Source organism: Enterobacter sp. KBR-315C3_2022 (assembly GCF_041399425.1).
Taxonomy (GTDB): domain Bacteria; phylum Pseudomonadota; class Gammaproteobacteria; order Enterobacterales; family Enterobacteriaceae; genus Enterobacter.
This window is the reverse complement of record NZ_JBGKEB010000007.1, coordinates 182,308-204,506: the sequence shown is the minus strand read 5'-3', so window position 1 is coordinate 204,506 and position 22,199 is coordinate 182,308. Positions and strand designations below refer to the sequence as shown.

The following is a 22,199-nucleotide window of genomic DNA, read 5'->3' as shown; positions in this document are numbered from 1 at the left end:
AGAGGCAAGCCTATGAACAGTTCAACCAATGCAGTAAAACGCTGGTGGTACATCATGCCGATCGTGTTTATCACGTACAGCCTGGCGTACCTTGACCGCGCAAACTTCAGCTTTGCATCCGCCGCGGGGATCACCGAGGATCTGGGGATCACCAAAGGCGTCTCCTCGCTGCTGGGCGCCCTCTTCTTCCTGGGCTACTTCTTCTTCCAGATCCCCGGCGCGATCTATGCGGAACGCCGCAGCGTGCGCAAGCTGATCTTTATCTGCCTGATTTTATGGGGCGGCTGTGCGTCACTGACCGGCGTGGTCAACAACATTCCCGCGCTGGCCGCCATTCGCTTTATTCTCGGCGTGGTGGAGGCGGCGGTCATGCCCGCCATGCTGATCTACATCAGCAACTGGTTCACGAAGTCCGAACGTTCGCGCGCCAACACCTTCCTGATCCTCGGTAATCCGGTCACCGTGCTGTGGATGTCGGTCGTCTCCGGCTACCTGATCCAGTCCTTCGGCTGGCGCGAGATGTTTATCATCGAGGGCGTACCGGCGGTGATTTGGGCCTTCTGCTGGTGGGTGCTGGTGAAAGACAAACCCGCGCAGGCGAAATGGCTCTCGGAAGATGAAAAAGCCGCGCTGCAGGCGCAGCTCGACAAGGAGCAGCAGGGGCTGAAGGCGGTGCGTAACTATGGCGAAGCCTTCCGCTCGCGCAACGTGATTTTGCTCTGCGCTCAGTATTTTACCTGGAGCATCGGCGTGTATGGCTTCGTGCTGTGGCTGCCGTCCATTATCCGCAGCGGCGGTGAAAACCTCGGCATGGTGGAAGTGGGCTGGCTGTCTTCCGTGCCGTATCTGGCCGCCACCATCGCTATGATTGTCTGCTCATGGGCGTCGGACAAGCTGCAAAACCGCAAGCTGTTCGTCTGGCCGCTGCTGCTGATTGCCGCCTTTGCCTTTATCGGCTCCTGGGCCGTCGGCGCGAACCACTTCTGGATCTCTTATACCCTGCTGGTGATTGCGGGTGCCGCCATGTACGCCCCGTACGGTCCTTTCTTCGCCATCATCCCGGAGATGCTGCCGCGCAACGTAGCAGGCGGCGCGATGGCGCTGATCAACAGCATGGGCGCGCTCGGGTCATTCTTCGGCTCCTGGTTTGTCGGCTACCTGAACGGCGCAACCGGCAGCCCGTCAGCCTCGTACATTTTCATGGGGGTGGCGCTTTTCGCCTCAGTATGGCTAACTCTGATTGTGAAGCCTGCTAATAATCAGCAATTGCCCGTCGGCGCACGCCACGCCTGACCCTTTAAAAATCAACGGAGATTAGCATGAAGCCGTCCGTCATTTTGTATAAAGCACTGCCAGACGATCTGCATAAACGCCTGGAAGACCACTTCGCCGTGACGCAGGTGAAGGACCTCAGCCCGGAGACGGTCGCCCAGCATGCGGACGCGTTCGCCCGCGCCGAAGGGCTGCTGGGCTCAAGCGAGAAGGTGGATGCCGCGCTGCTGGTGAAAATGCCGAAGCTTCGTGCGACCTCCACGGTCTCCGTGGGATATGACAACTTCGACGTGGACGCCCTCAACGCGCGTAAGATCCTGCTGATGCATACGCCGCACGCCCTGACGGAAACCGTCGCCGACACGCTGATGGCGCTCGTCCTTACCACCGCCCGCCGGGTGGTTGAAGTGGCAGAGCGCGTTAAGGCCGGTGAATGGACCAAAAGCATTGGGCCGGACTGGTTCGGCGTCGACGTTCACGGCAAAACGCTGGGGATTGTCGGCATGGGCCGCATAGGCCTGGAGTTAGCGCAGCGCGCCCATTTCGGCTTCAACATGCCGATTCTGTACAACGCCCGTCGCCACCACGGCGAAGCGGAAGAGCGCTTCAACGCCCGCTACTGCGAGCTGGACGCGCTGTTGCAGGAAGCGGACTACGTGTGTCTTATCCTGCCGCTCACGGACGAAACGCATCATCTGATCGGCAAGTCGGCATTTGAGAAGATGAAGAAGTCGGCCATTTTCATTAACGCGGGTCGCGGCCCGGTAGTGGATGAAAAGGCGCTGATTGAGGCGCTGCAAAAGGGTGAAATCCACGCGGCCGGTCTGGACGTGTTTGAGCAGGAGCCGCTGCCCGTCGATTCGCCGCTGCTCAGCCTGCCAAACGTGGTTGCGCTGCCGCACATCGGTTCGGCAACCCATGAGACGCGCTACAACATGGCGGCCACCGCCGTGGATAACCTGATCGCCGCGCTGGGCGGAAGGGTCGAGAGAAACTGCGTGAACCCGCAGGTTCAGGGCTAGAAACGAAAAAACCCGCCAGAAGGCGGGTTTTTGAATTTTGTGCTACTGGGTTGGAAGCTTACAGGCTTACAACGTTACCAGCTGCTGGGCCTTTAGCGCCGCTTTCGATGGTGAAGGACACTTTCTGACCTTCGTCCAGAGATTTGTAGCCATCGTTCTGGATAGCAGAGAAGTGTACGAACACGTCTTTAGAGCCATCGTCAGGAGTGATGAAGCCGAAACCTTTATCAGCGTTGAACCATTTTACCAGACCAGTCATTTTAGCAGACATAGAAATTACCTTATTAACAAATATATTGTGCCTTCCGGCTTGATGGATTGCGTTACAGATTTTTAAGCGATGAAGGAAGGGTCACTACGAAGGGTATCTATGGATAACAATCTGGACTGCTTAACTAAACTGCTTTAGGTCTGTGTAACAAACCGACGGGGATAGTTATACCGATGTGGTAGATGAATGACAAGCGTTATTTTGATCAATGATAAAAAAACCCCGCCTGAAGCGGGGTTTTACACTTATTCCGTCGCGGCGACTGCCGCACTCCACGCCTGGCTAAAGGCCTGGTGCTGGGATGCCAGCGGCCCAATCAGGCTGTTGTATTCGCTTGCCTGCTGGGAAGTCGGGAACTGGATGCCGTTGGAGACAAAGCTCACCTGCGTACCCTGCTGAGAAATAAAATCACCCACCTGCACAAGCTGCTGAGTGAAAATCTGCGCGGCCGGGATCAGCGGCTGCAGGGCGTCGGACGGCTTCGTCACCACTTTCTCATACACTTTGTCGAAGACCGGCTTAAGATCCTCGCCCTGCTTCAGCGCGGAGCGTGACGCATCAGCCTGCATTTTAGCATTCTGCAGCTGCTGGCTCAGCACGCCGAGCGCCCCGTTGGACTGACGCAGCGGCTCGCGCTGGGTCATGTAATCCTGCGGCGCACGAATGGCATTCACGCTGTCCACAACCGGACGAATGCCGGAATCCATCGCCTGGCTCACCTGTTGGGAATAGCCGTAAAGGATCGCGTAATCGGACACGAAGGGACCAAACTGTTTTTTCTGATCCGCAGTCAGCGTTGGCAAACGCTCGCCGCTGCGCATCACGGTATTCTGCAGAAAATCGATAAACGCTTTGCGCTGATCGCCTTCTTTATCGAAACACCCACTCAGGCTAACTACCATCAACAACGCCGCAATAGGCGCAAACCAGCGAGAGCAGGACTTTCCTGTCGCCATTTTATTACTCCTTTCACCCAAAAAAGCGTACACCGGCACACGCGTGCCTGACGGCTTACAAGAATAGTCCAGGTCAGCGCTGCAAGATACCCTTTTCACGCATTACGGCTATTGCCGTTTTATTTATGACTATTTACAAAAAAATACGCTGGTTAGCGTACCTAAGCCTAATCAGGGAATTAGCCTCGCCCTTCTGAGAGCTGAAACGCATAAAGCATTTATTACCGCACAATTAATCACACCCGTGACGATCCTATGTTTGTTCCAGAGACTATTCTTAACAGGCTCTCTGTTGTTCACGATCCCGCAGTGTGATTTAAGAGGAGTTCTCAATGGAATTAAAAGATCCTGAGTTTGAGCTGCTGAGCAGCCTGGAACAGATTATTTTTAAAGATGTGCCGCAGACGATTACGCTGCAACAGAAGTCCAATCCCTTTACGGAATTTGAGCGTTTACGCAAAGGGTCCGGACTCAAAACGGATGAATTTGCCAGAGCCATGGGCGTCAGCGTGGCGATGGTGCTGGAGTGGGAATCGAAACGCGAAAAGCCCACGCCAAGCGAGTTAAAGCTGATGAGCCTGATTCAGGCGAACCCTGCCCTCAGCAAGCAGATAGCGTAAAAAAGTTTGTTGCCGCCCCCGCCGTTGCGGGGGTTTGTGTTTTAAAGCCTTTCACACCGCCAGCAGTTTTCTCGCCACGCCAGCTCATGCGTCAGCCTAAGCCCTTTCAGGAAAGCATCATCATGTGATACGACCAGCAGCGCGCCGGGAAACTCGGCGAGCGCCGCCTCGATCGCCTGTACGGATGCCAAATCCAGATGGTTTGTCGGTTCATCCAGCAATAGCAGCCGTGCGGCCTCTTCTCGCCACAGCGCGCAGGCAAGCGCGGCCTTCAGGCGTTCACCGCCGCTCAGCTCGGCCAGCGGAAGCGTCACTTTATCCGCCCCCAGCTGCAGCTGCGCCAGACGCGTGCGCAGCGCGCCCTCTTCCAGCAGCGTATTGCTCAGGTTGAGATGCGCCATCACCGACAGGGAGAGATCCAGCTGCGACAGATGCTGATCGAGATATGCGCACGCCACCGACCGCTGGCAGGTGCCAGAAACCGCAGGCTCCGTTCCCAGGATCGCCTTCAGCAGGGTGGATTTCCCGCAGCCGTTCGGCCCGCGCAGCGCCACGCGCATCGGGCCATCCATTCGCCAGTTCAGCGGAGGGATATCCACATGCGGCAGCACCAGATCCTCAAGCACCAGCACCTGTTTTCCTTCGGCGATGCGGCTGCCCGGCAGGGTGAACATGACCGGGTTATCCTCCTCCACCCGCTCGCGCGCCTTGTTCACGGCGGCATTCAGCGCATCGTTTTGATCGCTATGCTGCTTTTTCCATGAGCCGATGCGCTCCTTTGCCGCGCCTTTGTATTTGACCCGTTCGAACGAGGCGATGTTGAGCGTATCAACGGTGCGCAGCGTTTTTGCCGAGCGCCGCTGGCTGTCGTCATGCTCTTTTTGCATACGCGCGCGGGTGCGTTTGCGTTCGGTCGCCGCGTGCTCCAGGGCCGAGCGGGCGGCCTGCTGCTCGGCATCGCGCTGGCGCTGGTAGTCCGCGTAGTGGCCTCCGAAGCTGCGCAGGCCAGCGGCGCTGAGCTCAAGAATGCGCGGCACCCGGGAGAGCAGCTCACGATCGTGGGACGCCACCAGCGCGCCGCCGGGATGTCGGTCAAGCTGCTCGTAAAACCACGTCCGCCCCTGACGATCGAGGTGGTTGGTCGGTTCATCCAGCAGCAGGAAATCCGCTCCCGCGGTAAACGCTCCGCAAAGCAGCGCGCGGATGCGCTCGCCGCCGCTCAGCTCTGCGGCGGGCCTGTTCGGCTCAAAGGGCGGAAGCTTTGCATCGCTAAAGGCAGCACGCAAACGCTCGGCTACATCCCAGCGTCCGTCGAGGATGTTCAGATCGTCTGCCCGGTAATCACCGCTGTCGATGCGCGCTCTTGCGGCGAAGATTACGGAAAGGCCGAGGAGCTCTGCCAGCGTGGCGTGCGGGGAAATGTCGTGCTGCTGCGCCACGTAGGCAAACGAGCCAAAACGCTCAATATGGCCGCTGGCGGGGGCGTCTATCCCCGCGAGCAGGCGCAAAAGACGCGTTTTTCCGCTCCCGTTACGCCCCACCAGCCCGCAAAGGGACGGCTCCAGCGCGAGATTCAGCGGGCCAAAAAGGATATCGCCCGTCGCAAACTGACAGGTGACCTGATGCAAAATAAAAGAAGGGGGCTGCGCAAAATGAGCCATAAGCACTCCTGAATGAAATCAAAACATCCCCTGCCGACGCGGTGGCGTTTAGCAAGGATCGAAATTCATCAGTCGTGTTTGTTCATTTTTGGGGGGCGCTCCTGGGGAGAAATTTAACGCGGTAAGGATAGCGGCATTTTACCGGGCGTTTCAAGGTTAATTTTTCAGCAGTGCGCCATAAAAAAACCCGCCGAAGCGGGTTTTGAACCTGTCCAGGCCCGAGCGGGCGGTTACTGCAGCAGCGAAATATCCGCCACGCGCAGGAACAGCTCGCGCAGTTTTTCAAGCATCGTCAGGCGGTTAACGCGCAGCGCTTTGTCTTCCACGTTGACCATAACCTTCTCGAAGAACGCATCCACCGGCTCGCGCAGCTCGGCCAGCTCCACCAGCGCTTCCTGGTAGCGGCCTTCCGCGAAGTACGGCTCCAGCTTGTCGCTCAGCACCACAACCTGCATGGCGAGGGCGATCTCTTCCGGCTCTTTCAGCGCTGCCGCGTGCACGCGCTCGTTCAGCGTCTCGTCGGATTTCGCCAGAATGTTGGATACGCGCTTGTTGGCCGCAGCCAGCGCTGCCGCCGCTTCCAGCGTGCGGAAGTGGGACACCGCCTTCATGCGCGCGTCGAAATCAGCCGGACGGGTTGGACGACGCGCCAGCACCGCCTGAATGGTGTCGACGGTGTAGCCTTCGTCCTGATACCAGGCGCGGAAACGACCGAGCATAAAGTCGATCACGTCATCGACGACCTTCGCGTTGGTCAGCTTGTCGCCGTACAGACGCACCGCTTCTTCGGTCAGGGTCTGCAGATCGAGGTTAAGGTTCTTCTCAACGATGATGCGCAGCACGCCCAGCGCGGCACGACGCAGCGCAAACGGGTCTTTATCGCCTTTCGGATGCTGGCCGATGCCGAAGATACCCGCCAGGGTGTCCATTTTGTCGGCAATCGCCACGGCGCAGGCCACCGGGTTAGACGGCAGATCGTCACCGGCAAAGCGCGGCTGATACTGCTCGTTCAGGGCGACAGCCACGTCTTCCGCTTCACCATCGTGACGCGCGTAGTGCATGCCCATCACGCCCTGGGTGTCGGTAAATTCGAACACCATGTTGGTCATCAGGTCGCACTTGGAGAGCAGGCCCGCGCGGGTCGCGTGGTTCACGTCCGCTCCGATTTCACGGGCGATCCAGCCGGACAGCTCCGCAATGCGGTCGGTCTTGTCGCGCAGCGTGCCCAGCTGCTGCTGGAACAGCACGGTCTGCAGGCGCGGCAGGTTATCTTCCAGGCGCTTTTTACGGTCGGTGTTGAAGAAGAACTCGGCATCAGCCAGGCGTGGACGCACCACTTTCTCGTTACCGGAGATAATCTGGATCGGATCTTTCGATTCGATGTTGGCGACGAAGATGAAGTTTGGCAGCAGCTTGCCGTCGTTGGCGTAGACCGGGAAGTACTTCTGGTCGCCCTTCATGGTGTACACCAGCGCTTCCGCCGGCACGGCCAGGAACTTCTCTTCGAACTTCGCGGTCAGCACCACCGGCCATTCCACCAGCGAGGTGACTTCTTCCAGCAGGCTTTCGCTCAGGTCAGCGTTACCGCCAATCTTGCGCGCCGCCTCTTCCGCGTCCGCTTTGATTTTTGCTTTACGCTGCTCGTAGTCGGCGATGACTTTGCCGCGCTCCAGCAGGATCTGCGGATACTGGTCGGCGTTATCGATGGTGAACTCCGGCTCGCCCATAAAGCGGTGGCCGCGGATCACGCGATCGGACGCCACGCCCAGGATGGTGGCAGGGATTACGGCATCACCCAGCAGCAGGGTCACGGTGTGAACCGGACGCACGAAGTGCACGTCGGACGCGCCCCAGCGCATCAGCTTAGGAATCGGCAGCTTGGCCAGTGAGGTGGCAACCATGTTTGGCAGCAGCGCTTCCGCACTTTCGCCTTTGACATGGGCGCGATACAGCAGCCATTCGCCTTTGTCGGTGGTCAGACGCTCGGCCTGATCGACGGTGATACCGCAGCCGCGCGCCCAGCCTTCGGCCGCTTTGCTCGGTTTGCCTTCGGCGTCAAACGCCTGGGCAATCGCCGGGCCGCGTTTTTCAACTTCGCGATCCGGCTGGGATGCCGCCAGGTTAGCCACCTTCAGCGCCAGACGGCGCGGTGCGGCAAACCACTCAATTTTACCGTGCGCCAGGCCAGCGTTATCCAGCTCGGCGGTCACGTTCGCAGCAAAAGATTCAGCCAGGCTGCGCAGGGCTTTTGGTGGCAGCTCTTCGGTGCCGATTTCCACCAGGAAAGTTTTTTCAGACATGGCCGCCTCTTATTTGTTTCGGTTGCACATCGGGAAGCCAAGGGCTTCACGGGACGCGTAGTAAGCTTCTGCAACGGCTTTGGTCAGGGTACGAATACGCAGAATGTAGCGCTGACGTTCAGTCACGGAGATGGCTTTGCGGGCGTCCAGCAGGTTGAAGCTGTGGGCGGCCTTCAGAATACGCTCGTAGGCTGGCAGCGGCAGCGGAGTCTCCAGCGCCAGCAGCTGCTGCGCTTCTTTCTCGTACTGCTCGAAGCAGGTGAACAGGAAGTCCACGTCCGCGTATTCGAAGTTATAGGTGGATTGCTCCACTTCGTTCTGATGGAACACGTCGCCGTAGGTGGTTTTACCCAGCGGGCCGTCGCTCCAGACCAGGTCGTAAACGCTGTCTACGCCCTGAATGTACATCGCCAGACGTTCCAGACCGTAGGTGATTTCACCGGTGATCGGTTTACACTCCAGGCCGCCAACCTGCTGGAAGTAGGTAAACTGCGTCACTTCCATGCCGTTCAGCCACACTTCCCAGCCCAGACCCCAGGCACCCAGCGTTGGGTTTTCCCAGTTATCTTCCACGAAGCGGATGTCGTGGATGGTTGGATCCATGCCCAGCTCTTTCAGCGACCCAAGGTACAGCTCCTGAATATTGTCCGGAGAAGGCTTAATCACCACCTGGAACTGATAGTAGTGCTGCAGGCGGTTCGGGTTTTCGCCGTAGCGGCCATCGGTAGGACGGCGGGATGGCTGCACATAGGCAGTCGCCATTGGCTCTGGCCCCAGCGCGCGCAGGCTGGTCATCGGGTGTGAAGTGCCTGCGCCAACTTCCATGTCCAACGGTTGAACAATGGTGCAGCCCTGGCGAGCCCAGTAATCCTGCAAGGTCAGGATCAGGCCCTGAAAGGTCTTGGTATCAAACTTTTGCATAGTATTTCGTGCTGGATACGTGTGGTTTTAAATGGAAGGGATCAGTATACCCGCTGACTGCAAGATATACAGTACGAAACGGGGCTGTTTAGGGAAAATTGGGAAATTAAGCCTGCGAGCCAGCCCCCTCAGGCGGTCTGGCTGTTGAATATACGCGCAGGTTAGCGCATAGAGAGATGCAAAAACTGGCCGTCCGCGTCAAAAGAGCAGACAAAGCCCTCTTTACGCGCGGTATTGCCCCTCATCTCATAGCTTCCCTGAAAGCGTTCGAAGCCGGTGACGCTGATATTCTCCGCGCCCGAGTTATAGCGCCGTGCAGCCTGGTCCTTGCACAACTGCTCCATATTCAGAGAGGACTGCGGGCTTAATTTACCCTGCTGCGCCTTTTGCACAGGTACTTCTGGCGAGCCACTGCATCCTGCAAGCGTAAGCAGCAGAGCGAGCGTCATCACGCGCTTAATCATCATTTTTATTACCGCCCTGGTCTGTGGCTGTTATTTTTAATATCACTGCTTTTATAGATTACGGTTGGGGATTCTGCGAATCTCATTGCCTTCGTGCAAGTTTAGTCAGCAAAAGTCAGATTTTTCTAACGGAAAGCTTAGGCGCTCTGGCGGTCACACTGTTTTTACAAGGAATACAGAGGAACTGATGCAGTCAAAAATTAGCTGGATCGATAACCTGCGGGGCATCGCGTGCCTGATGGTGGTGATGATCCATACCACGACCTGGTATGTCACTAATGCCCACAGCATCAGCCCCGCTAGCTGGGATATCGCGAATATTCTCAACTCCGCTTCCCGCGTCAGCGTGCCGCTGTTCTTTATGATTTCAGGCTTTCTTTTTTTTGGCGAACGTAGCGCGCAGCCAAAACACTTTATTCGCATTGCGTCATGCCTGGCGTTCTACAGCACCGTCGCACTGCTTTATATCATCCTCTTCACCTCAATCAACGCCGAATCAGGACTTAAAAACCTTTTGCAAAAACCGGTGTTCTACCATCTGTGGTTTTTCTTCGCCATTATCGTTATCTACCTGGTTTCACCTCTGATTCAGGTAAAAAACGTCAGCGGCAAGATGCTGCTGGCGCTGATGGTGGTGGTTGGGATCGTGGCGAACCCGAATACCGTTTCGCAGAAAATAGGCGGCGTTGAGTGGCTGCCGGTGAACCTGTACATCAGCGGCGACACGTTTTACTACATTCTCTACGGCATGCTGGGGCGTGCGATCGGCATGATGGATACCCACAAGCGCGGGCTAAGCGGGCTGTGCGCGGCGCTGTTTATTATCGGCGTGGTGGTCATATCGCGTGGAACGCTGCACGAGCTGCAGTGGCGCGGCAACTTTGCCGATACCTGGTATCTCTACTGCGGCCCGATGGTCTTTATCTGCGCCGTGGCGCTGCTGACGCTGGTAAAAAATACGCTGAACAAGCGCCCTCTTCCGGTACTGGCGCTCATCTCTCGTCACTCTCTGGGGATTTACGGTTTTCACGCGCTGGTGATCCACGCGCTGCGCACGCGGGGCGTGGAGCTGAAAAGCTGGCCCGCGCTGGATATCGTCTGGATTTTCACCGCCACGCTGGCCGTCAGCCTGCTGCTGTCGATGCTGCTGCAAAAAATCGATACGCGCAGGTTTGTGAGCTAGCATAAGCCCATGAATTGTAGGCCGGGTAAGCGCAGCGCCACCCGGCTTTTGTTTAAGACATCAGCGGCAAAAGCTGCTGATAAATCGTGCGGAACACCGCGCGCCGCTCAGCGTAAAGCGCATGGTTTTTCGCATCTGGAAGATGCTGCTGTTCAAGCGGTAACTGCGGCAAAAGCGAGCTCAACGGCTTATCAGGGTTCATCGCGATCTGCGCCAGCCGCGCCGCGCCGAGCGCTGGCCCCACGTCACCGCCGGTGCGGTAATCAAGCTGCAGGCCGCTGATATCCGCCAGCATCTGCCGCCAGTAGGCGCTGCGCGCGCCGCCGCCAATCAGCGTGATGCTGGTCGGTTTTAACCCGCAGTCGTGCACCACGTCCATGCCGTCCGCCAGCGCATATCCCACGCCCTCAAGCACCGCACGCGCCAGCTCTGCCGGGCCGTGCTGGTGCGTTAAGCCAAAGAACACGCCCTTTGCTTCCGGATTGTTATGCGGCGTCCGCTCGCCGGAAAGGTAAGGTAAAAACCAGACGGCACCCGCGCTTTCATCCGCACGCTGTGCGGCGGCGATAAGCGCAGGAACATCGTCCATGCCGGTAAGCTTCGCCGCCCAGTCAAGGCACGATGCCGCACTCAGCATCACCGACATCAGGTGCCATTTGCCCGGCAGCGCATGGCAGAAACTGTGTACCGCGCTTTCAGGATTGCTGCGATAGCCATCGCTCACCGCGAAGTAAACCCCGGACGTCCCGAGCGAAAGCATTGCCTGCCCGGCGTCAACCATGCCGACGCCGACCGCCCCCGCAGCGTTATCGCCACCACCGGCAATAACCGGTACGGCGGGCATATTCCAGCGCTCAGCAACGGATGGCAGCAGCGCTCCCGTAACCTCGCTGCCTTCAAAGAGCGCGGGCATATGGTCACGCGTGAGCTGGCAGGCATTGAGCATCGCCTCGCTCCAGTCGCGCTTCGCCACGTCGAGCCACATCGTGCCCGCCGCGTCAGACATATCGCTGGCGAAATCGCCCGTCATGCGAAAACGCAGATAATCTTTTGGCAGCAGCACTTTCGCCACCTGCCGGAAAATCTCCGGTTCGTGGCGCTGCACCCACAGGAGTTTAGGCGCCGTGAAGCCGGGCATCATCAGGTTGCCGGTGATATCGCGCGAGTTCAGCACCTTCGCCTCGAGGAGGGCGCACTCTTCCGCGCAGCGGCCGTCGTTCCAGAGGATCGCCGGGCGCAGCACGCGGTGCTGGCCGTCCAGCAGCGTTGCGCCGTGCATTTGACCAGCAATCCCCAGCGCCTTTACGCCTTGCAGGCCGTGCTGCTCGCCTAACGCTTTCATTGCGCGGTCCGTCGCCTGCCACCACTGCTCAGGGTCTTGCTCTGACCAAAGCGGATGCGGACGTGAAACCTGCAGCTTTTCCGTCTGCGTGGCTAATACCTCGCCCTGCTCGCTCAGGAGAATGACTTTTACGCCCGACGTGCCCAGATCGATCCCGATGTACATAGAGTGGATTCCTTAACTGAAAATGCCCGGCGGCGCTGCGCGTACCGGGCCTACGTGCCGTTATTTATCGAACAGGTAGTGGTTGACCAGGTTCTCCAGCAGTTCCTGATGCCCGCTCTGATGCTGCGGCGCGAGCTGATGCTGTTCAGCGTACTTCGCGATGTCGGCGAGCGATAACTGGCCTTTCAAAATTTGCTGGCCCAGCTCACTGTTCCAGCCGCCGTAGCGCTTTGCCACGCGCTTATCCAGCTCGCCGTCTTCAATCATACGGGCCGCCACCTTCAGCGCCAGCGCCATCGTGTCCATTGCGCCAATGTGGCCGTAGAACAGATCGTATTTATCGGTGCTCTGGCGACGCACTTTGGCATCAAAGTTAAGCCCGCCGGTGGTAAAGCCGCCCGCTTTGACGATTTCGTACATCACCAGCGCGTTCTCCTCCACGCTGTTCGGGAACTGGTCGGTATCCCAGCCGAGCTGCGCGTCGCCGCGGTTAGCGTCTACGGAGCCGAAGATCCCCAGCGCGATTGCAGAGGCGATTTCATGATGGAAGGAGTGGCCCGCCAGCGTCGCGTGGTTTGCCTCAATGTTGACCTTGATCTCTTTTTCCAGGCCAAACTGCTTCAGGAAGCCGTAAACGGTCGCCACGTCATAGTCGTACTGATGTTTGGTTGGCTCCTGCGGCTTCGGTTCAATCAGCAGCGTGCCGCGGAAGCCGATTTTGTGCTTATGGTCGACCACCATCTGCATGAAGCGGCCAATCTGCTCGCGCTCCTGACGCAGGTCGGTGTTCAGCAGGGTTTCATACCCTTCACGGCCACCCCACAGCACGTAGTTTTCGCCGCCCAGCTGGTGCGTTGCGTTCATCGCCGTCACTACCTGCGTGGCCGCCCAGCTGAATACCTCTGGATCGGGATTGGTTGCCGCCCCTGCGCCATAGCGCGGGTTGGTGAAGCAGTTTGCGGTACCCCACAGCAGCTTCACGCCGCTTTCCTGCTGTTTTGCCGCCAGCACGTCCACCATCTGGGCAAAGTTATTCAGGTACTCTTTCAGCGATGCGCCTTCCGGCGACACATCCACATCGTGGAAGCAGTAGTACGGCACGTTCAGCTTGTGGAAAAATTCAAACGCCACGTCCGCTTTACGCTTCGCCAGCTCGATGGCCTCGCCCGGCTGCTGCCACGGACGATCGAAGGCGCCAACGCCGAACATATCCGCACCGTTCCAGCAGAAGGTGTGCCAGTAACAGGCGGCAAAGCGCAGGTGATCTTCCATGCGCTTACCCAGCACCAGCTCATCCGGATTGTAATGACGGAAGGCTAAGGGATTGGTCGTTTTCGGGCCTTCATAACGAACGCGATCGAGTTGGTCGAAATAAGCTTGCATATTGAGCTCCATAATCAAGAGATGCGGCGAGTAGTCGATACTGGAGTAATAGTGAATAGACATTCCAGCTTGCTCAATTACGTTATTTCACACTGCTATTGAGAGAATGCACAACTGTGCGCTGGCTCGCAAAATAATGCGCGAGAAAACTTTTTCTCGGGGCTTATTCCAGAATCAAATGTAATTAGTACGTTACGCATTTTAAAATCCGATCGCGGTCATAAATTGAGAAATAAACCAAATATCGTAACGAGAAGATAAAAATCTGTAATTGCCAGCAAGGCTTTCCACGTTAAAAATTTGCTGCGTCTCAGCAGTAAATGTTTCTTTTATCTCAGCAACACATACCCCTACAAAAAGGCACAATAATTATGAAGATAAAGAACTTAACCCTTACGCTCTGCACGACTCTCCTGCTCGCAAGCTTTGCCGGTCACGCTAAAGAGGTCAAAATCGGCATGGCGATTGACGACCTTCGCCTGGAACGCTGGCAAAAAGATCGCGATATTTTTGTTAAAAAAGCGGAATCACTCGGCGCGCAGGTCTTTGTACAGTCGGCCAACGGCAACGAAGAAACGCAAATGTCGCAAATTGAAAATATGATCAACCGCGGTGTCGACGTGCTGGTCATTATCCCTTACAACGGCCAGGTGCTCAGTAACGTTGTTAAAGAAGCCAAACAGGAAGGAATTAAAGTTCTGGCTTACGATCGCATGATTAATAATGCCGATATCGATTTTTATATTTCATTTGATAATGAAAAAGTCGGCGAACTGCAGGCTAAAAGCCTGATCGACAAGGTTCCTCAGGGAAATTATTTCCTGATGGGCGGCTCCCCGGTGGATAACAACGCTAAATTGTTCCGTGAAGGCCAGATGAAGGTGCTTAAGCCGTATATCGACGACGGAAAAATTAAAGTGGTCGGCGATCAGTGGGCCGACGGCTGGCTGCCGGAAAATGCGCTGAAAATTATGGAAAACGCGCTGACCGCCAACAATAACAAAATCGATGCCGTCGTGGCCTCCAACGATGCAACCGCAGGCGGTGCCATTCAGGCGCTGAGCGCGCAGGGCCTTGCGGGCAAAGTGGCGATTTCAGGCCAGGATGCCGACCTCGCGGGCGTGAAGCGCATTATTGCCGGCACGCAGACCATGACGGTGTATAAGCCGATTACCGAGCTTGCCAATACGGCCGCAGATATTGCCGTCGAGCTGGGAAATGGCCAGCAGCCTAAAGCGGATTCCACCCTGAATAACGGCCTGAAGGACGTTCCGGCTCGCCTGCTTACCCCGATTGAAGTCAATAAAGAGAACATTGACGCCACCGTGATTAAAGACGGTTTCCATAAAAAGAGTGAACTGTAATCCCGCGCCGCCCCTGCAGAGCGGGGGCGCATCGACCAGCCCGGTATTTTCCTTCGGTCATGTGGAGCAGTTATGCCTTATTTACTTGAAATGAAAAGCATCACCAAAGCCTTTGGCACGGTGAAAGCCGTCGATAACGTGAGCCTGCGGCTGAACCCCGGCGAGGTGGTGTCGCTATGCGGTGAAAACGGGTCCGGCAAATCGACGCTGATGAAGGTGCTGTGCGGCATTTACCCTTACGGCAGCTATGACGGTGAAATCGTGTTTGCTGGCGAAGTGATTCAGGCTTCACACATCCGCGATACCGAACGCAAGGGGATCGCCATCATTCACCAGGAGCTCGCGCTGGTGAAGCACCTTACCGTGCTGGAGAACATCTTCCTCGGCGCGGAAATTTCACGTCGCGGCGTGCTCGATTACGACACCATGACGCTGCGCTGCGAAAAGCTGCTGGCGCAGGTCAGCCTTGCGATTTCACCCGACACGCGCGTGGGCGATCTCGGCCTCGGCCAGCAGCAGCTCGTTGAAATCGCTAAGGCGCTGAATAAACAGGTGCGGCTACTGATTCTGGATGAGCCAACCGCCTCGCTCACCGAGCAGGAAACCGCAGTCCTGCTCAACATCATCCGCGGTCTGCAAAACCACGGCATCGCCTGCATCTATATTTCGCACAAGCTTAACGAGGTGAAGGCCATTTCCGACACCATCTGCGTGATCCGCGACGGGCAGCACATCGGCACGCGCGACGCGGCAGGGATGAGCGAAGATGACATCATCACCATGATGGTCGGACGCGAACTGACCGCGCTTTATCCGAACGAGCCTCACGCCGTGGGCGAAGAGGTGCTGCGGGTGGAAAACCTGACCGCGTGGCATCCCGTTAATCGCCATATCAAACGCGTCAATAACGTCTCTTTCTCACTCCATCGCGGCGAGATCCTCGGCATCGCGGGCCTGGTGGGGGCCGGACGTACCGAAGCCGTGCAGTGCCTGTTCGGCGTCTGGCCGGGCCGCTGGGAAGGCTCCGTGTATATGGACGGCCAGCCGGTAAAAATCAGCAACTGCCAGCAGGCGATTGCGCACGGTCTTGCGATGGTGCCGGAGGACCGGAAAAAAGAAGGCATCGTGCCCGTCATGGCCGTCGGAAAAAACGTCACGCTGGCCGCGCTTAACCAGTTCTCCGGTGCGCTGAGCAGCCTGGACGATGCGGCCGAGCAGCGGTGCATCCTGGATTCTCTTGCGCGACTCAAGGTGAAAACCTCCTCTCCGGAGCTGGCCATCGGACGCCTGAGCGGCGGCAATCAGCAGAAGGCCATTCTGGCGCGCTGCCTGCTTTTAAATCCGCGCATCCTGATTCTGGATGAGCCAACGCGCGGGATTGATATCGGCGCGAAGTACGAAATCTACAAGCTGATTAACCAGCTTGTGCAGCAAGGGATTGCCGTCATTGTTATCTCGTCTGAATTACCTGAGGTGCTGGGCCTGAGCGACCGCATTTTGGTCATGCACGAAGGCAAGCTAAAAGCCAACCTGACCAACCGGGGCCTGACCCAGGAAAAGGTCATGGAAGCCGCATTAAGGAGCGAACGCCATGTCGAAAAGCAACCCGTCTGACATCAAAGCCGCAGTCCCGACGCCCGGCGCGTTTGCAGGACTTAAGGCGCTAAACCTGCAGGTTTTCGTGATGATTGCCGCCATCATCGTCATCATGCTGTTTTTCACCTGGATGACGGACGGTTCGTATCTGAGCGCCCGCAATGTCTCTAACCTGCTGCGCCAGACCGCGATCACCGGCATTCTGGCCGTGGGGATGGTTTTCGTCATTATCTCCGCGGAGATTGATCTCTCGGTGGGGTCGATGATGGGCCTGCTCGGCGGCGTGGCCGCGATATTCGACGTATGGCTTGGCTGGCCGCTGCCTTTGACCGTTGCCGTTACGCTGGTTCTTGGATTGCTGCTCGGCGCATGGAACGGCTGGTGGGTGGCCTATCGCAAGGTGCCGTCGTTCATCGTCACCCTGGCGGGGATGCTGGCGTTTCGCGGCATTTTAATCGGGATTACCAACGGCACCACGGTTTCCCCAACCAGCGCCGCCATGTCGCAGATTGGGCAGAGCTATCTCTCTGACGGCCTTGGATTCACGCTCGGGGTTATCGGCCTGATGGCCTTCGTTGCCTGGCAGTGGCGCGGGCGCATGCGCCGACAGGCGCTGGGCTTAGCGTCTCCGGCACCAACCTCCGCCGTTGGCCGCCAGGCGCTTACCGCTGTTATCGTGCTGGGTGCCATCTGGCTGCTGAACGACTATCGCGGCGTGCCGACGCCGGTTCTGCTGCTCGCGCTCCTGCTGCTGGGCGGCATGTTTATGGCCACGCGCACGGCCTTTGGGCGCCGCATTTACGCCATCGGCGGCAATATCGAAGCCGCTCGGCTGTCGGGCATTAACGTTGAACGCACCAAGCTGGCGGTCTTTGCCATCAACGGCCTGATGGTTGCCATCGCGGGGCTGATCCTCAGCTCGCGCCTGGGGGCGGGTTCACCGTCTGCGGGTAACATTGCGGAACTGGATGCTATCGCGGCGTGCGTGATCGGTGGAACCAGCCTCGCAGGCGGCGTGGGCAGCGTGGCAGGCGCGGTGATGGGCGCATTTATTATGGCGTCGCTGGATAACGGAATGAGTATGATGGACGTCCCGACGTTCTGGCAGTACATCGTCAAGGGTGCCATTCTGCTGCTCGCCGTGTGGATGGATTCTGCGACCAAGCGACGGGCATGAAAACAACAATCTTTTATTCTGGAAATTAGGCCATGTTTGAAAAGCGTCACCGCATAACGTTGTTATTCAATGCCAACAAAGCCTATGACCGTCAGGTTGTAGAGGGCGTTGGGGAATATTTGCAGGCGTCGCAGTCCGAGTGGGATATCTTTATTGAAGAAGATTTCCGCACGCGTCTTGAAAACATTAAAGACTGGCTGGGGGACGGGGTTATCGCGGATTATGACGACCCCGTCATTGAGCAGCTGCTGACGGACGTCGGCGTTCCCATCGTTGGCGTTGGCGGCTCTTACCACGCTCCCGAGAACTACCCGCCCGTTCACTACATCGCCACCGATAATCACGCGCTGGTCGAGAGCGCCTTTTTGCACTTAAAAGAGAAAGGCGTGCACCGCTTTGCGTTCTACGGCCTGCCGGCGTCCAGCGGCAAGCGCTGGGCGGTGGAGCGCGAGCATGCGTTTTGCCAGATCGTCGCACAGGAGAAGTACCGCGGGGTGGTGTATCAGGGGCTGGAGACGGCGCCGGAAAACTGGCAGCACGCGCAAAACCGCCTGGCGGACTGGCTGCAAACGCTGCCGCCGCAAACCGGGATTATCGCCGTCACCGACGCCCGGGCGCGCCACGTGCTGCAGGTGTGCGAACACCTCCATATCCCGGTGCCGGAAAAGCTCTGCGTGATCGGCATTGATAACGAAGAGCTCACGCGCTATCTGTCGCGCGTGGCGCTCTCTTCCGTGGCGCAGGGCACGCGCCAGATGGGCTACCAGGCCGCCAAGCTGCTTCACCGGCTGCTGGATAACGAGGCATTACCGCTTCAGCGCCTGCTGGTTCCGCCGGTTCGCGTGGTGGAGCGCCGCTCAACCGACTACCGCTCGCTCAGCGACCCGGCGGTGATTCAGGCCATGCACTACATTCGCAACAATGCCTGCAAGGGCATTAAGGTCGATCAGGTGCTGGATTCGGTGGGCATTTCACGCTCCAATCTTGAGAAGCGCTTTAAGGAAGAGGTGGGCGAAACCATTCATGCGGTTATTCACGCTGAAAAGCTGGAGAAAGCGCGAAGCCTGTTAATTTCTACGTCGCTCTCCATCAATGAAATTTCACAGATGTGCGGGTATCCCTCGCTGCAATACTTCTATTCAGTATTCCGAAAAGAGTATGACACCACGCCAAAAGAGTATCGGGAACGTCACAGTGAAGTGTTGATTTAAAAAAGAAAACGCCTTCCGGCAGGAAGGCGTTTTTATTTGAATTACATGTGTGCGGCAATTAAGCGCTGGTTATCCTGATACATCGCAAACAAATAGTTGTTATAGCGTTGACCCTGCGTGGAATACCCTTTCAGCTTGTGAATCATGGTGCTTGCCGTAACTTCCTGATCCGCTTTACGCAGCTGAGCGCGCGACTTACGGAACGACGAGTAGGCAGGGTGCGTATTCAGGTTAACGACATAGGCGTTAACGGAATCCTTCACCGATTCAAACTGGGAATACCCTTTCACTTTACCCGGCGCATTGGTACAACGTCCTTTCATGCACTTCATGCCGAAAAGGTTGTTGTTGCTTCGCGCAAGCTTAGAGGTTCCCCAGCCGCTTTCAGCAGCAGCCATGGTGGCAACCATGCTGCCGGGAATAATATCCACGCGTTCAAGCAGCGAATTCCACGGCACACGGCGGGTGTTACCGTTCCAGCTCACCTTGTAGCGTTTGGTGATATTTTGCAGACGCGTGCGTTCGGACGGCGACCAGCGGCTGTCGTACTGCTTAGAAATAAGCCAGTTACGATCGGCGGTAATCGCAGCATTTTGACTTGTAATATAAGGCATTACCGTCCGGAGAAACGCTTTTTTTCGTGGTGTCCCGGAAGGGTATTTTCGCAAATCAGGAAGTGAACTACTCTTTGCACTATTGCGAGAATACTCTTGTTTACTGCTAACCTTACTTTTACTCGTCGTCTTTATGTCGTGGGCTTTCTTACTCGTTGTATCCGTGTGCGTCTTCGCAAGCACCCCACCCGAAAATGCAAGGGTGAGTAACATGAGTATCGAAGCCCCATATCGTCGAATGGGAGTCGATATCATTAGGTCTCCTGGCTGGATTTCATCATTCCAACACCTTATTTTTTTCTCGATATTGAGAGCGGAATCTCAAATCATACCAAAAATAGACTGCAAGAGCACGTATAGAAATAGTCCAATTCCGAAACTATGTCATCTAAAACGTGCTCATTAAAACGTCAAATCCAGAAAATTGTGTGCGATATCGCAGATAACTCTCTGGATTTGCGCGGGATCACTCATCCTTTTACATCCTCCTGCCCGAACGCGTCAGAGGAGGATTTTTTCATTTGCGGCGGGTGGCAGACTGGTCAAAAATCCCGCGACAGGAAAATGGAATGAAACGCACCGCTTTGGCTCTTTTGCTCTTACCTGCAGTGGCACAAGCCGGCTGGTCGTCGGCGGGCTTTGACGCATTCAACGCGGACGAGGCCGGTATCTTCACCAGTACGGCAGAGCTGACGAAGGGTACCCGCCCTTTGACGCTACGTTTTGACAACGCGTGCTGGCAGCCGGCTGATGCGATAAAACTCAATGAGATGCTGTCGCTAAAACCCTGTGAAGGAACGCCGCCGCAGTGGCGTTTGTTCCGCGACGGTGCTTATCAGATGCGCATTGATACGCGCTCCGGCACGCCAACGCTCATGCTGACGGTGCAAAGCGCGGCTGAAAAACCTGCCTCCAGCGCGGCGCGCCAGTGCCCAAAATGGGACGGCAAGCCGCTGACCATTGACGTGGGCAATACGTTCCCGGAAGGCTCCGCGGTGCGGGATTTCTACAGTAAGCAGATCGCCACGGTACAAAAGGGCAAAATTACCCTCCAGCCCGCGGCCACCAGCAACGGCCTGCTGCTGCTTGAGCGCGCCGAAACCGACAAGCCCGCCCCCTTTAGCTGGCAAAACGCCACCGTCTATTTCGTGCTTACCGACCGCTTCGTCAACGGCGATCCGACAAATGATAACAGCTATGGCCGCCACAAAGACGGAATGCAGGAGATTGGCACCTTTCACGGCGGCGATCTCAAGGGGCTGACCAGCAGGCTCGATTATCTGGAAAAATTAGGCGTTAACGCGCTCTGGATAAGCTCCCCGCTGGAGCAGATCCACGGCTGGGTCGGCGGCGGGACGAAAGGCGACTTCCCTCACTACGCCTATCACGGCTACTACACGCAGGACTGGACGAAACTGGATGCCAACATGGGCACCGAAGACGATTTACGCCAGCTTGTCGACGAAGCGCACAGGCGCGGCATCCGCGTATTGTTCGACATCGTGATGAACCACGCGGGCTACGCCACGCTGGCCGACATGCAGGAGTACCATTTTGGCGCCTTGTACCTGCAGGGCGATGAGCTGAAAAAAACGCTGGGTGAACGCTGGACGGACTGGAAGCCGGGCGCGGGGCAAAGCTGGCACAGCTTTAACGACTACATCAACTTCAGCGATAAGGCGGCGTGGGAAAAATGGTGGGGTAAAAAATGGATTCGCACCGATATCGGCGATTACGACAGCCCGGGCTTTGATGATTTAACAATGTCGCTGGCGTTCCTCCCTGACCTGAAAACGGAATCGACGACGCCTTCCGGCCTGCCGAACTTTTACCAGCTAAAGCCCGACACCCAGGCTAAAGCGATACCGGGTTATACGCCGCGCGACTACCTGACCCACTGGCTTAGCCAGTGGGTGCGGGATTACGGTATCGACGGTTTCCGCGTCGATACCGCCAAACACGTGGAGCTTGACGCGTGGCAGCAGCTGAAGGATCAGGCGAGCCAGGCGCTGGCGGCGTGGAAAGCGTCAAATCCCGATAAAAAGCTCGATAACGCGCCGTTCTGGATGACCGGAGAATCCTGGGGCCACGGCGTTATGCAGAGCGACTATTACCGCCACGGCTTTGACGCGATGATCAACTTCGATTATCAGGAGCAGGCGGCAAAAGCGGTAGATTGCCTGGCCGATATCGACCCGACGTGGCAGCAAATGGCGGACAAACTGCAGAGCTTTAACGTGCTGAGCTACCTCTCCTCGCACGATACCCGCCTGTTCCGCGAGGGCGGCCGGCGCGCCGCAGAGCTGCTTCTGCTGACGCCGGGCAGCGTGCAGATCTATTACGGTGATGAATCAGCGCGTCCGTTTGGCCCAACCGGCTCTGACCCGCTTCAGGGAACCCGTTCAGACATGAACTGGCAGGCGATCGCGGGTAAGCAGGCCGCGACCGTCGCGCACTGGCAGATTCTAGGCCAGTTCCGCACCCGTCATCCGGCGATAGGTGAAGGCACGCAAAAAACTCTGCCGCTGAAGGAAGGATACGGCTTTGTGCGCGAGCACAAGGGCGATAAAGCGATGGTGGTGTGGGCGGGCAATTTCTGATTCTGTCCCCTCTCCCCAAAAGGGCGAGGGAGAAAAGACGGCTCCTGGCGATCCCCTCTCCCCTCTGGGGAGAGGGT

18 protein-coding genes are annotated in these 22,199 nt (G+C 57.2%); 9 read left to right on the top strand and 9 right to left on the bottom strand.

Annotation, left to right across the window (positions count from 1 at the left end; all coding sequences use genetic code 11):
- The first annotated feature begins 12 nt into the window (after positions 1-12).
- Together AB8804_RS10105 and ghrB are read left to right on the top strand one after the other, a co-directional pair.
- Positions 13-1,293 carry an MFS transporter gene (locus AB8804_RS10105; RefSeq protein ID WP_371185559.1) on the top strand — a complete coding sequence of 427 codons (1,281 nt, stop codon included), beginning with the start codon at positions 13-15 and terminating at the stop codon, positions 1,291-1,293.
- A 26-nt stretch (positions 1,294-1,319) separates the two neighbouring features.
- Entirely contained in the window at positions 1,320-2,294 is a 975-nt protein-coding gene (ghrB, locus tag AB8804_RS10100; RefSeq protein WP_371185557.1) for a glyoxylate/hydroxypyruvate reductase GhrB, read from the top strand.
- 58 nt (positions 2,295-2,352) lie between these two features.
- Here ghrB and cspA read toward each other — a convergent pair whose 3' ends face one another.
- Both cspA and AB8804_RS10090 read right to left on the bottom strand, forming a co-directional pair.
- Complete coding sequence (gene cspA / locus AB8804_RS10095) at positions 2,353-2,565, bottom strand: RNA chaperone/antiterminator CspA (RefSeq protein WP_003860775.1); 213 nt, start codon at positions 2,563-2,565, stop codon at positions 2,353-2,355.
- A 245-nt stretch (positions 2,566-2,810) separates the two neighbouring features.
- Entirely contained in the window at positions 2,811-3,521 is a 711-nt protein-coding gene (locus AB8804_RS10090) for a DUF3053 domain-containing protein (RefSeq protein ID WP_371185552.1), read from the bottom strand.
- A 332-nt stretch (positions 3,522-3,853) separates the two neighbouring features.
- Here AB8804_RS10090 and AB8804_RS10085 point away from each other — a divergent pair, with 332 nt between their 5' ends.
- On the top strand, positions 3,854-4,141 hold the full coding sequence (locus AB8804_RS10085) for an HTH-type transcriptional regulator (RefSeq protein ID WP_371185550.1): 288 nt from the start codon (positions 3,854-3,856) through the stop codon (positions 4,139-4,141).
- Between the two features lie 41 nt (positions 4,142-4,182).
- Here AB8804_RS10085 and AB8804_RS10080 read toward each other — a convergent pair whose 3' ends face one another.
- The 4 genes from AB8804_RS10080 to AB8804_RS10065 all read right to left on the bottom strand — a co-directional run bounded on the left by AB8804_RS10080 (position 4,183) and on the right by AB8804_RS10065 (position 9,472).
- Positions 4,183-5,802 carry an ABC-F family ATP-binding cassette domain-containing protein gene (locus tag AB8804_RS10080; protein WP_371185547.1) on the bottom strand — a complete coding sequence of 540 codons (1,620 nt, stop codon included), beginning with the start codon at positions 5,800-5,802 and terminating at the stop codon, positions 4,183-4,185.
- A gap of 230 nt (positions 5,803-6,032) precedes the next feature.
- Complete coding sequence (glyS, locus tag AB8804_RS10075) at positions 6,033-8,102, bottom strand: glycine--tRNA ligase subunit beta (protein WP_371185545.1); 2,070 nt, start codon at positions 8,100-8,102, stop codon at positions 6,033-6,035.
- A 9-nt stretch (positions 8,103-8,111) separates the two neighbouring features.
- The gene (gene glyQ / locus AB8804_RS10070; protein WP_003860141.1) at positions 8,112-9,023 is read right to left on the bottom strand and encodes a glycine--tRNA ligase subunit alpha; all 912 of its coding nucleotides are present in this window, start codon (positions 9,021-9,023) and stop codon (positions 8,112-8,114) included.
- A gap of 161 nt (positions 9,024-9,184) precedes the next feature.
- Complete coding sequence (locus tag AB8804_RS10065) at positions 9,185-9,472, bottom strand: YsaB family lipoprotein (protein ID WP_371185607.1); 288 nt, start codon at positions 9,470-9,472, stop codon at positions 9,185-9,187.
- 202 nt (positions 9,473-9,674) lie between these two features.
- On the opposite strand from AB8804_RS10065, the gene AB8804_RS10060 reads away from it, so the two are divergent.
- The gene (locus AB8804_RS10060) at positions 9,675-10,670 is read left to right on the top strand and encodes an acyltransferase (RefSeq protein ID WP_371185539.1); all 996 of its coding nucleotides are present in this window, start codon (positions 9,675-9,677) and stop codon (positions 10,668-10,670) included.
- A gap of 52 nt (positions 10,671-10,722) precedes the next feature.
- Here AB8804_RS10060 and xylB read toward each other — a convergent pair whose 3' ends face one another.
- Both xylB and xylA read right to left on the bottom strand, forming a co-directional pair.
- The gene (gene xylB, locus AB8804_RS10055) at positions 10,723-12,177 is read right to left on the bottom strand and encodes a xylulokinase (RefSeq protein ID WP_371185537.1); all 1,455 of its coding nucleotides are present in this window, start codon (positions 12,175-12,177) and stop codon (positions 10,723-10,725) included.
- Between the two features lie 60 nt (positions 12,178-12,237).
- The gene (gene xylA, locus AB8804_RS10050) at positions 12,238-13,560 is read right to left on the bottom strand and encodes a xylose isomerase (protein WP_371185605.1); all 1,323 of its coding nucleotides are present in this window, start codon (positions 13,558-13,560) and stop codon (positions 12,238-12,240) included.
- 371 nt (positions 13,561-13,931) lie between these two features.
- Between xylA and xylF the strand changes: the two genes are divergently transcribed.
- The 4 genes from xylF (at position 13,932) to xylR (ending at position 18,908) form a co-directional block, all read left to right on the top strand.
- Positions 13,932-14,924 carry a D-xylose ABC transporter substrate-binding protein gene (xylF, locus tag AB8804_RS10045; protein ID WP_371185535.1) on the top strand — a complete coding sequence of 331 codons (993 nt, stop codon included), beginning with the start codon at positions 13,932-13,934 and terminating at the stop codon, positions 14,922-14,924.
- 72 nt (positions 14,925-14,996) lie between these two features.
- The gene (locus AB8804_RS10040) at positions 14,997-16,538 is read left to right on the top strand and encodes a xylose ABC transporter ATP-binding protein (RefSeq protein ID WP_371185533.1); all 1,542 of its coding nucleotides are present in this window, start codon (positions 14,997-14,999) and stop codon (positions 16,536-16,538) included.
- Complete coding sequence (gene xylH / locus AB8804_RS10035) at positions 16,516-17,697, top strand: xylose ABC transporter permease XylH (RefSeq protein WP_371185531.1); 1,182 nt, start codon at positions 16,516-16,518, stop codon at positions 17,695-17,697. Before AB8804_RS10040 ends, xylH begins: the two co-directional genes overlap by 23 nt.
- A 32-nt stretch (positions 17,698-17,729) precedes the next feature.
- Positions 17,730-18,908, top strand: coding sequence for a D-xylose utilization transcriptional activator XylR (gene xylR, locus AB8804_RS10030; RefSeq protein WP_371185529.1), 1,179 nt, complete (start codon positions 17,730-17,732; stop codon positions 18,906-18,908).
- 41 nt (positions 18,909-18,949) lie between these two features.
- Here the strand turns inward: xylR and AB8804_RS10025 are convergent, their stop codons facing one another.
- Positions 18,950-19,777, bottom strand: coding sequence for a protein bax (locus AB8804_RS10025; protein WP_371185527.1), 828 nt, complete (start codon positions 19,775-19,777; stop codon positions 18,950-18,952).
- 314 nt (positions 19,778-20,091) lie between these two features.
- Between AB8804_RS10025 and AB8804_RS10020 the strand changes: the two genes are divergently transcribed.
- A complete protein-coding gene (locus AB8804_RS10020) occupies positions 20,092-22,122 on the top strand; it encodes an alpha-amylase (protein WP_371185525.1) in 2,031 nt (676 codons plus the stop codon).
- Positions 22,123-22,199: the final 77 nt, after the last annotated feature.

What these genes read in the sequence shown, in the direction of transcription:
- AB8804_RS10060 (WP_371185539.1), top strand. Translation starts at nt 9,675, where the DNA reads ATGCAGTCAAAAATTAGCTGGATCGATAACCTGCGGGGCATCGCGTGC.
- glyQ (WP_003860141.1), bottom strand. Translation starts at nt 9,023, where the DNA reads ATGCAAAAGTTTGATACCAAGACCTTTCAGGGCCTGATCCTGACCTTG.
- xylA (WP_371185605.1), bottom strand. Translation starts at nt 13,560, where the DNA reads ATGCAAGCTTATTTCGACCAACTCGATCGCGTTCGTTATGAAGGCCCG.
- AB8804_RS10085 (WP_371185550.1), top strand. Translation starts at nt 3,854, where the DNA reads ATGGAATTAAAAGATCCTGAGTTTGAGCTGCTGAGCAGCCTGGAACAG.
- xylB (WP_371185537.1), bottom strand. Translation starts at nt 12,177, where the DNA reads ATGTACATCGGGATCGATCTGGGCACGTCGGGCGTAAAAGTCATTCTC.
- xylH (WP_371185531.1), top strand. Translation starts at nt 16,516, where the DNA reads ATGTCGAAAAGCAACCCGTCTGACATCAAAGCCGCAGTCCCGACGCCC.
- AB8804_RS10080 (WP_371185547.1), bottom strand. Translation starts at nt 5,802, where the DNA reads ATGGCTCATTTTGCGCAGCCCCCTTCTTTTATTTTGCATCAGGTCACC.
- cspA (WP_003860775.1), bottom strand. Translation starts at nt 2,565, where the DNA reads ATGTCTGCTAAAATGACTGGTCTGGTAAAATGGTTCAACGCTGATAAA.
- glyS (WP_371185545.1), bottom strand. Translation starts at nt 8,102, where the DNA reads ATGTCTGAAAAAACTTTCCTGGTGGAAATCGGCACCGAAGAGCTGCCA.
- AB8804_RS10090 (WP_371185552.1), bottom strand. Translation starts at nt 3,521, where the DNA reads ATGGCGACAGGAAAGTCCTGCTCTCGCTGGTTTGCGCCTATTGCGGCG.
- AB8804_RS10040 (WP_371185533.1), top strand. Translation starts at nt 14,997, where the DNA reads ATGCCTTATTTACTTGAAATGAAAAGCATCACCAAAGCCTTTGGCACG.
- ghrB (WP_371185557.1), top strand. Translation starts at nt 1,320, where the DNA reads ATGAAGCCGTCCGTCATTTTGTATAAAGCACTGCCAGACGATCTGCAT.
- xylR (WP_371185529.1), top strand. Translation starts at nt 17,730, where the DNA reads ATGTTTGAAAAGCGTCACCGCATAACGTTGTTATTCAATGCCAACAAA.
- xylF (WP_371185535.1), top strand. Translation starts at nt 13,932, where the DNA reads ATGAAGATAAAGAACTTAACCCTTACGCTCTGCACGACTCTCCTGCTC.
- AB8804_RS10020 (WP_371185525.1), top strand. Translation starts at nt 20,092, where the DNA reads ATGAAACGCACCGCTTTGGCTCTTTTGCTCTTACCTGCAGTGGCACAA.
- AB8804_RS10025 (WP_371185527.1), bottom strand. Translation starts at nt 19,777, where the DNA reads ATGATATCGACTCCCATTCGACGATATGGGGCTTCGATACTCATGTTA.
- AB8804_RS10105 (WP_371185559.1), top strand. Translation starts at nt 13, where the DNA reads ATGAACAGTTCAACCAATGCAGTAAAACGCTGGTGGTACATCATGCCG.
- AB8804_RS10065 (WP_371185607.1), bottom strand. Translation starts at nt 9,472, where the DNA reads ATGACGCTCGCTCTGCTGCTTACGCTTGCAGGATGCAGTGGCTCGCCA.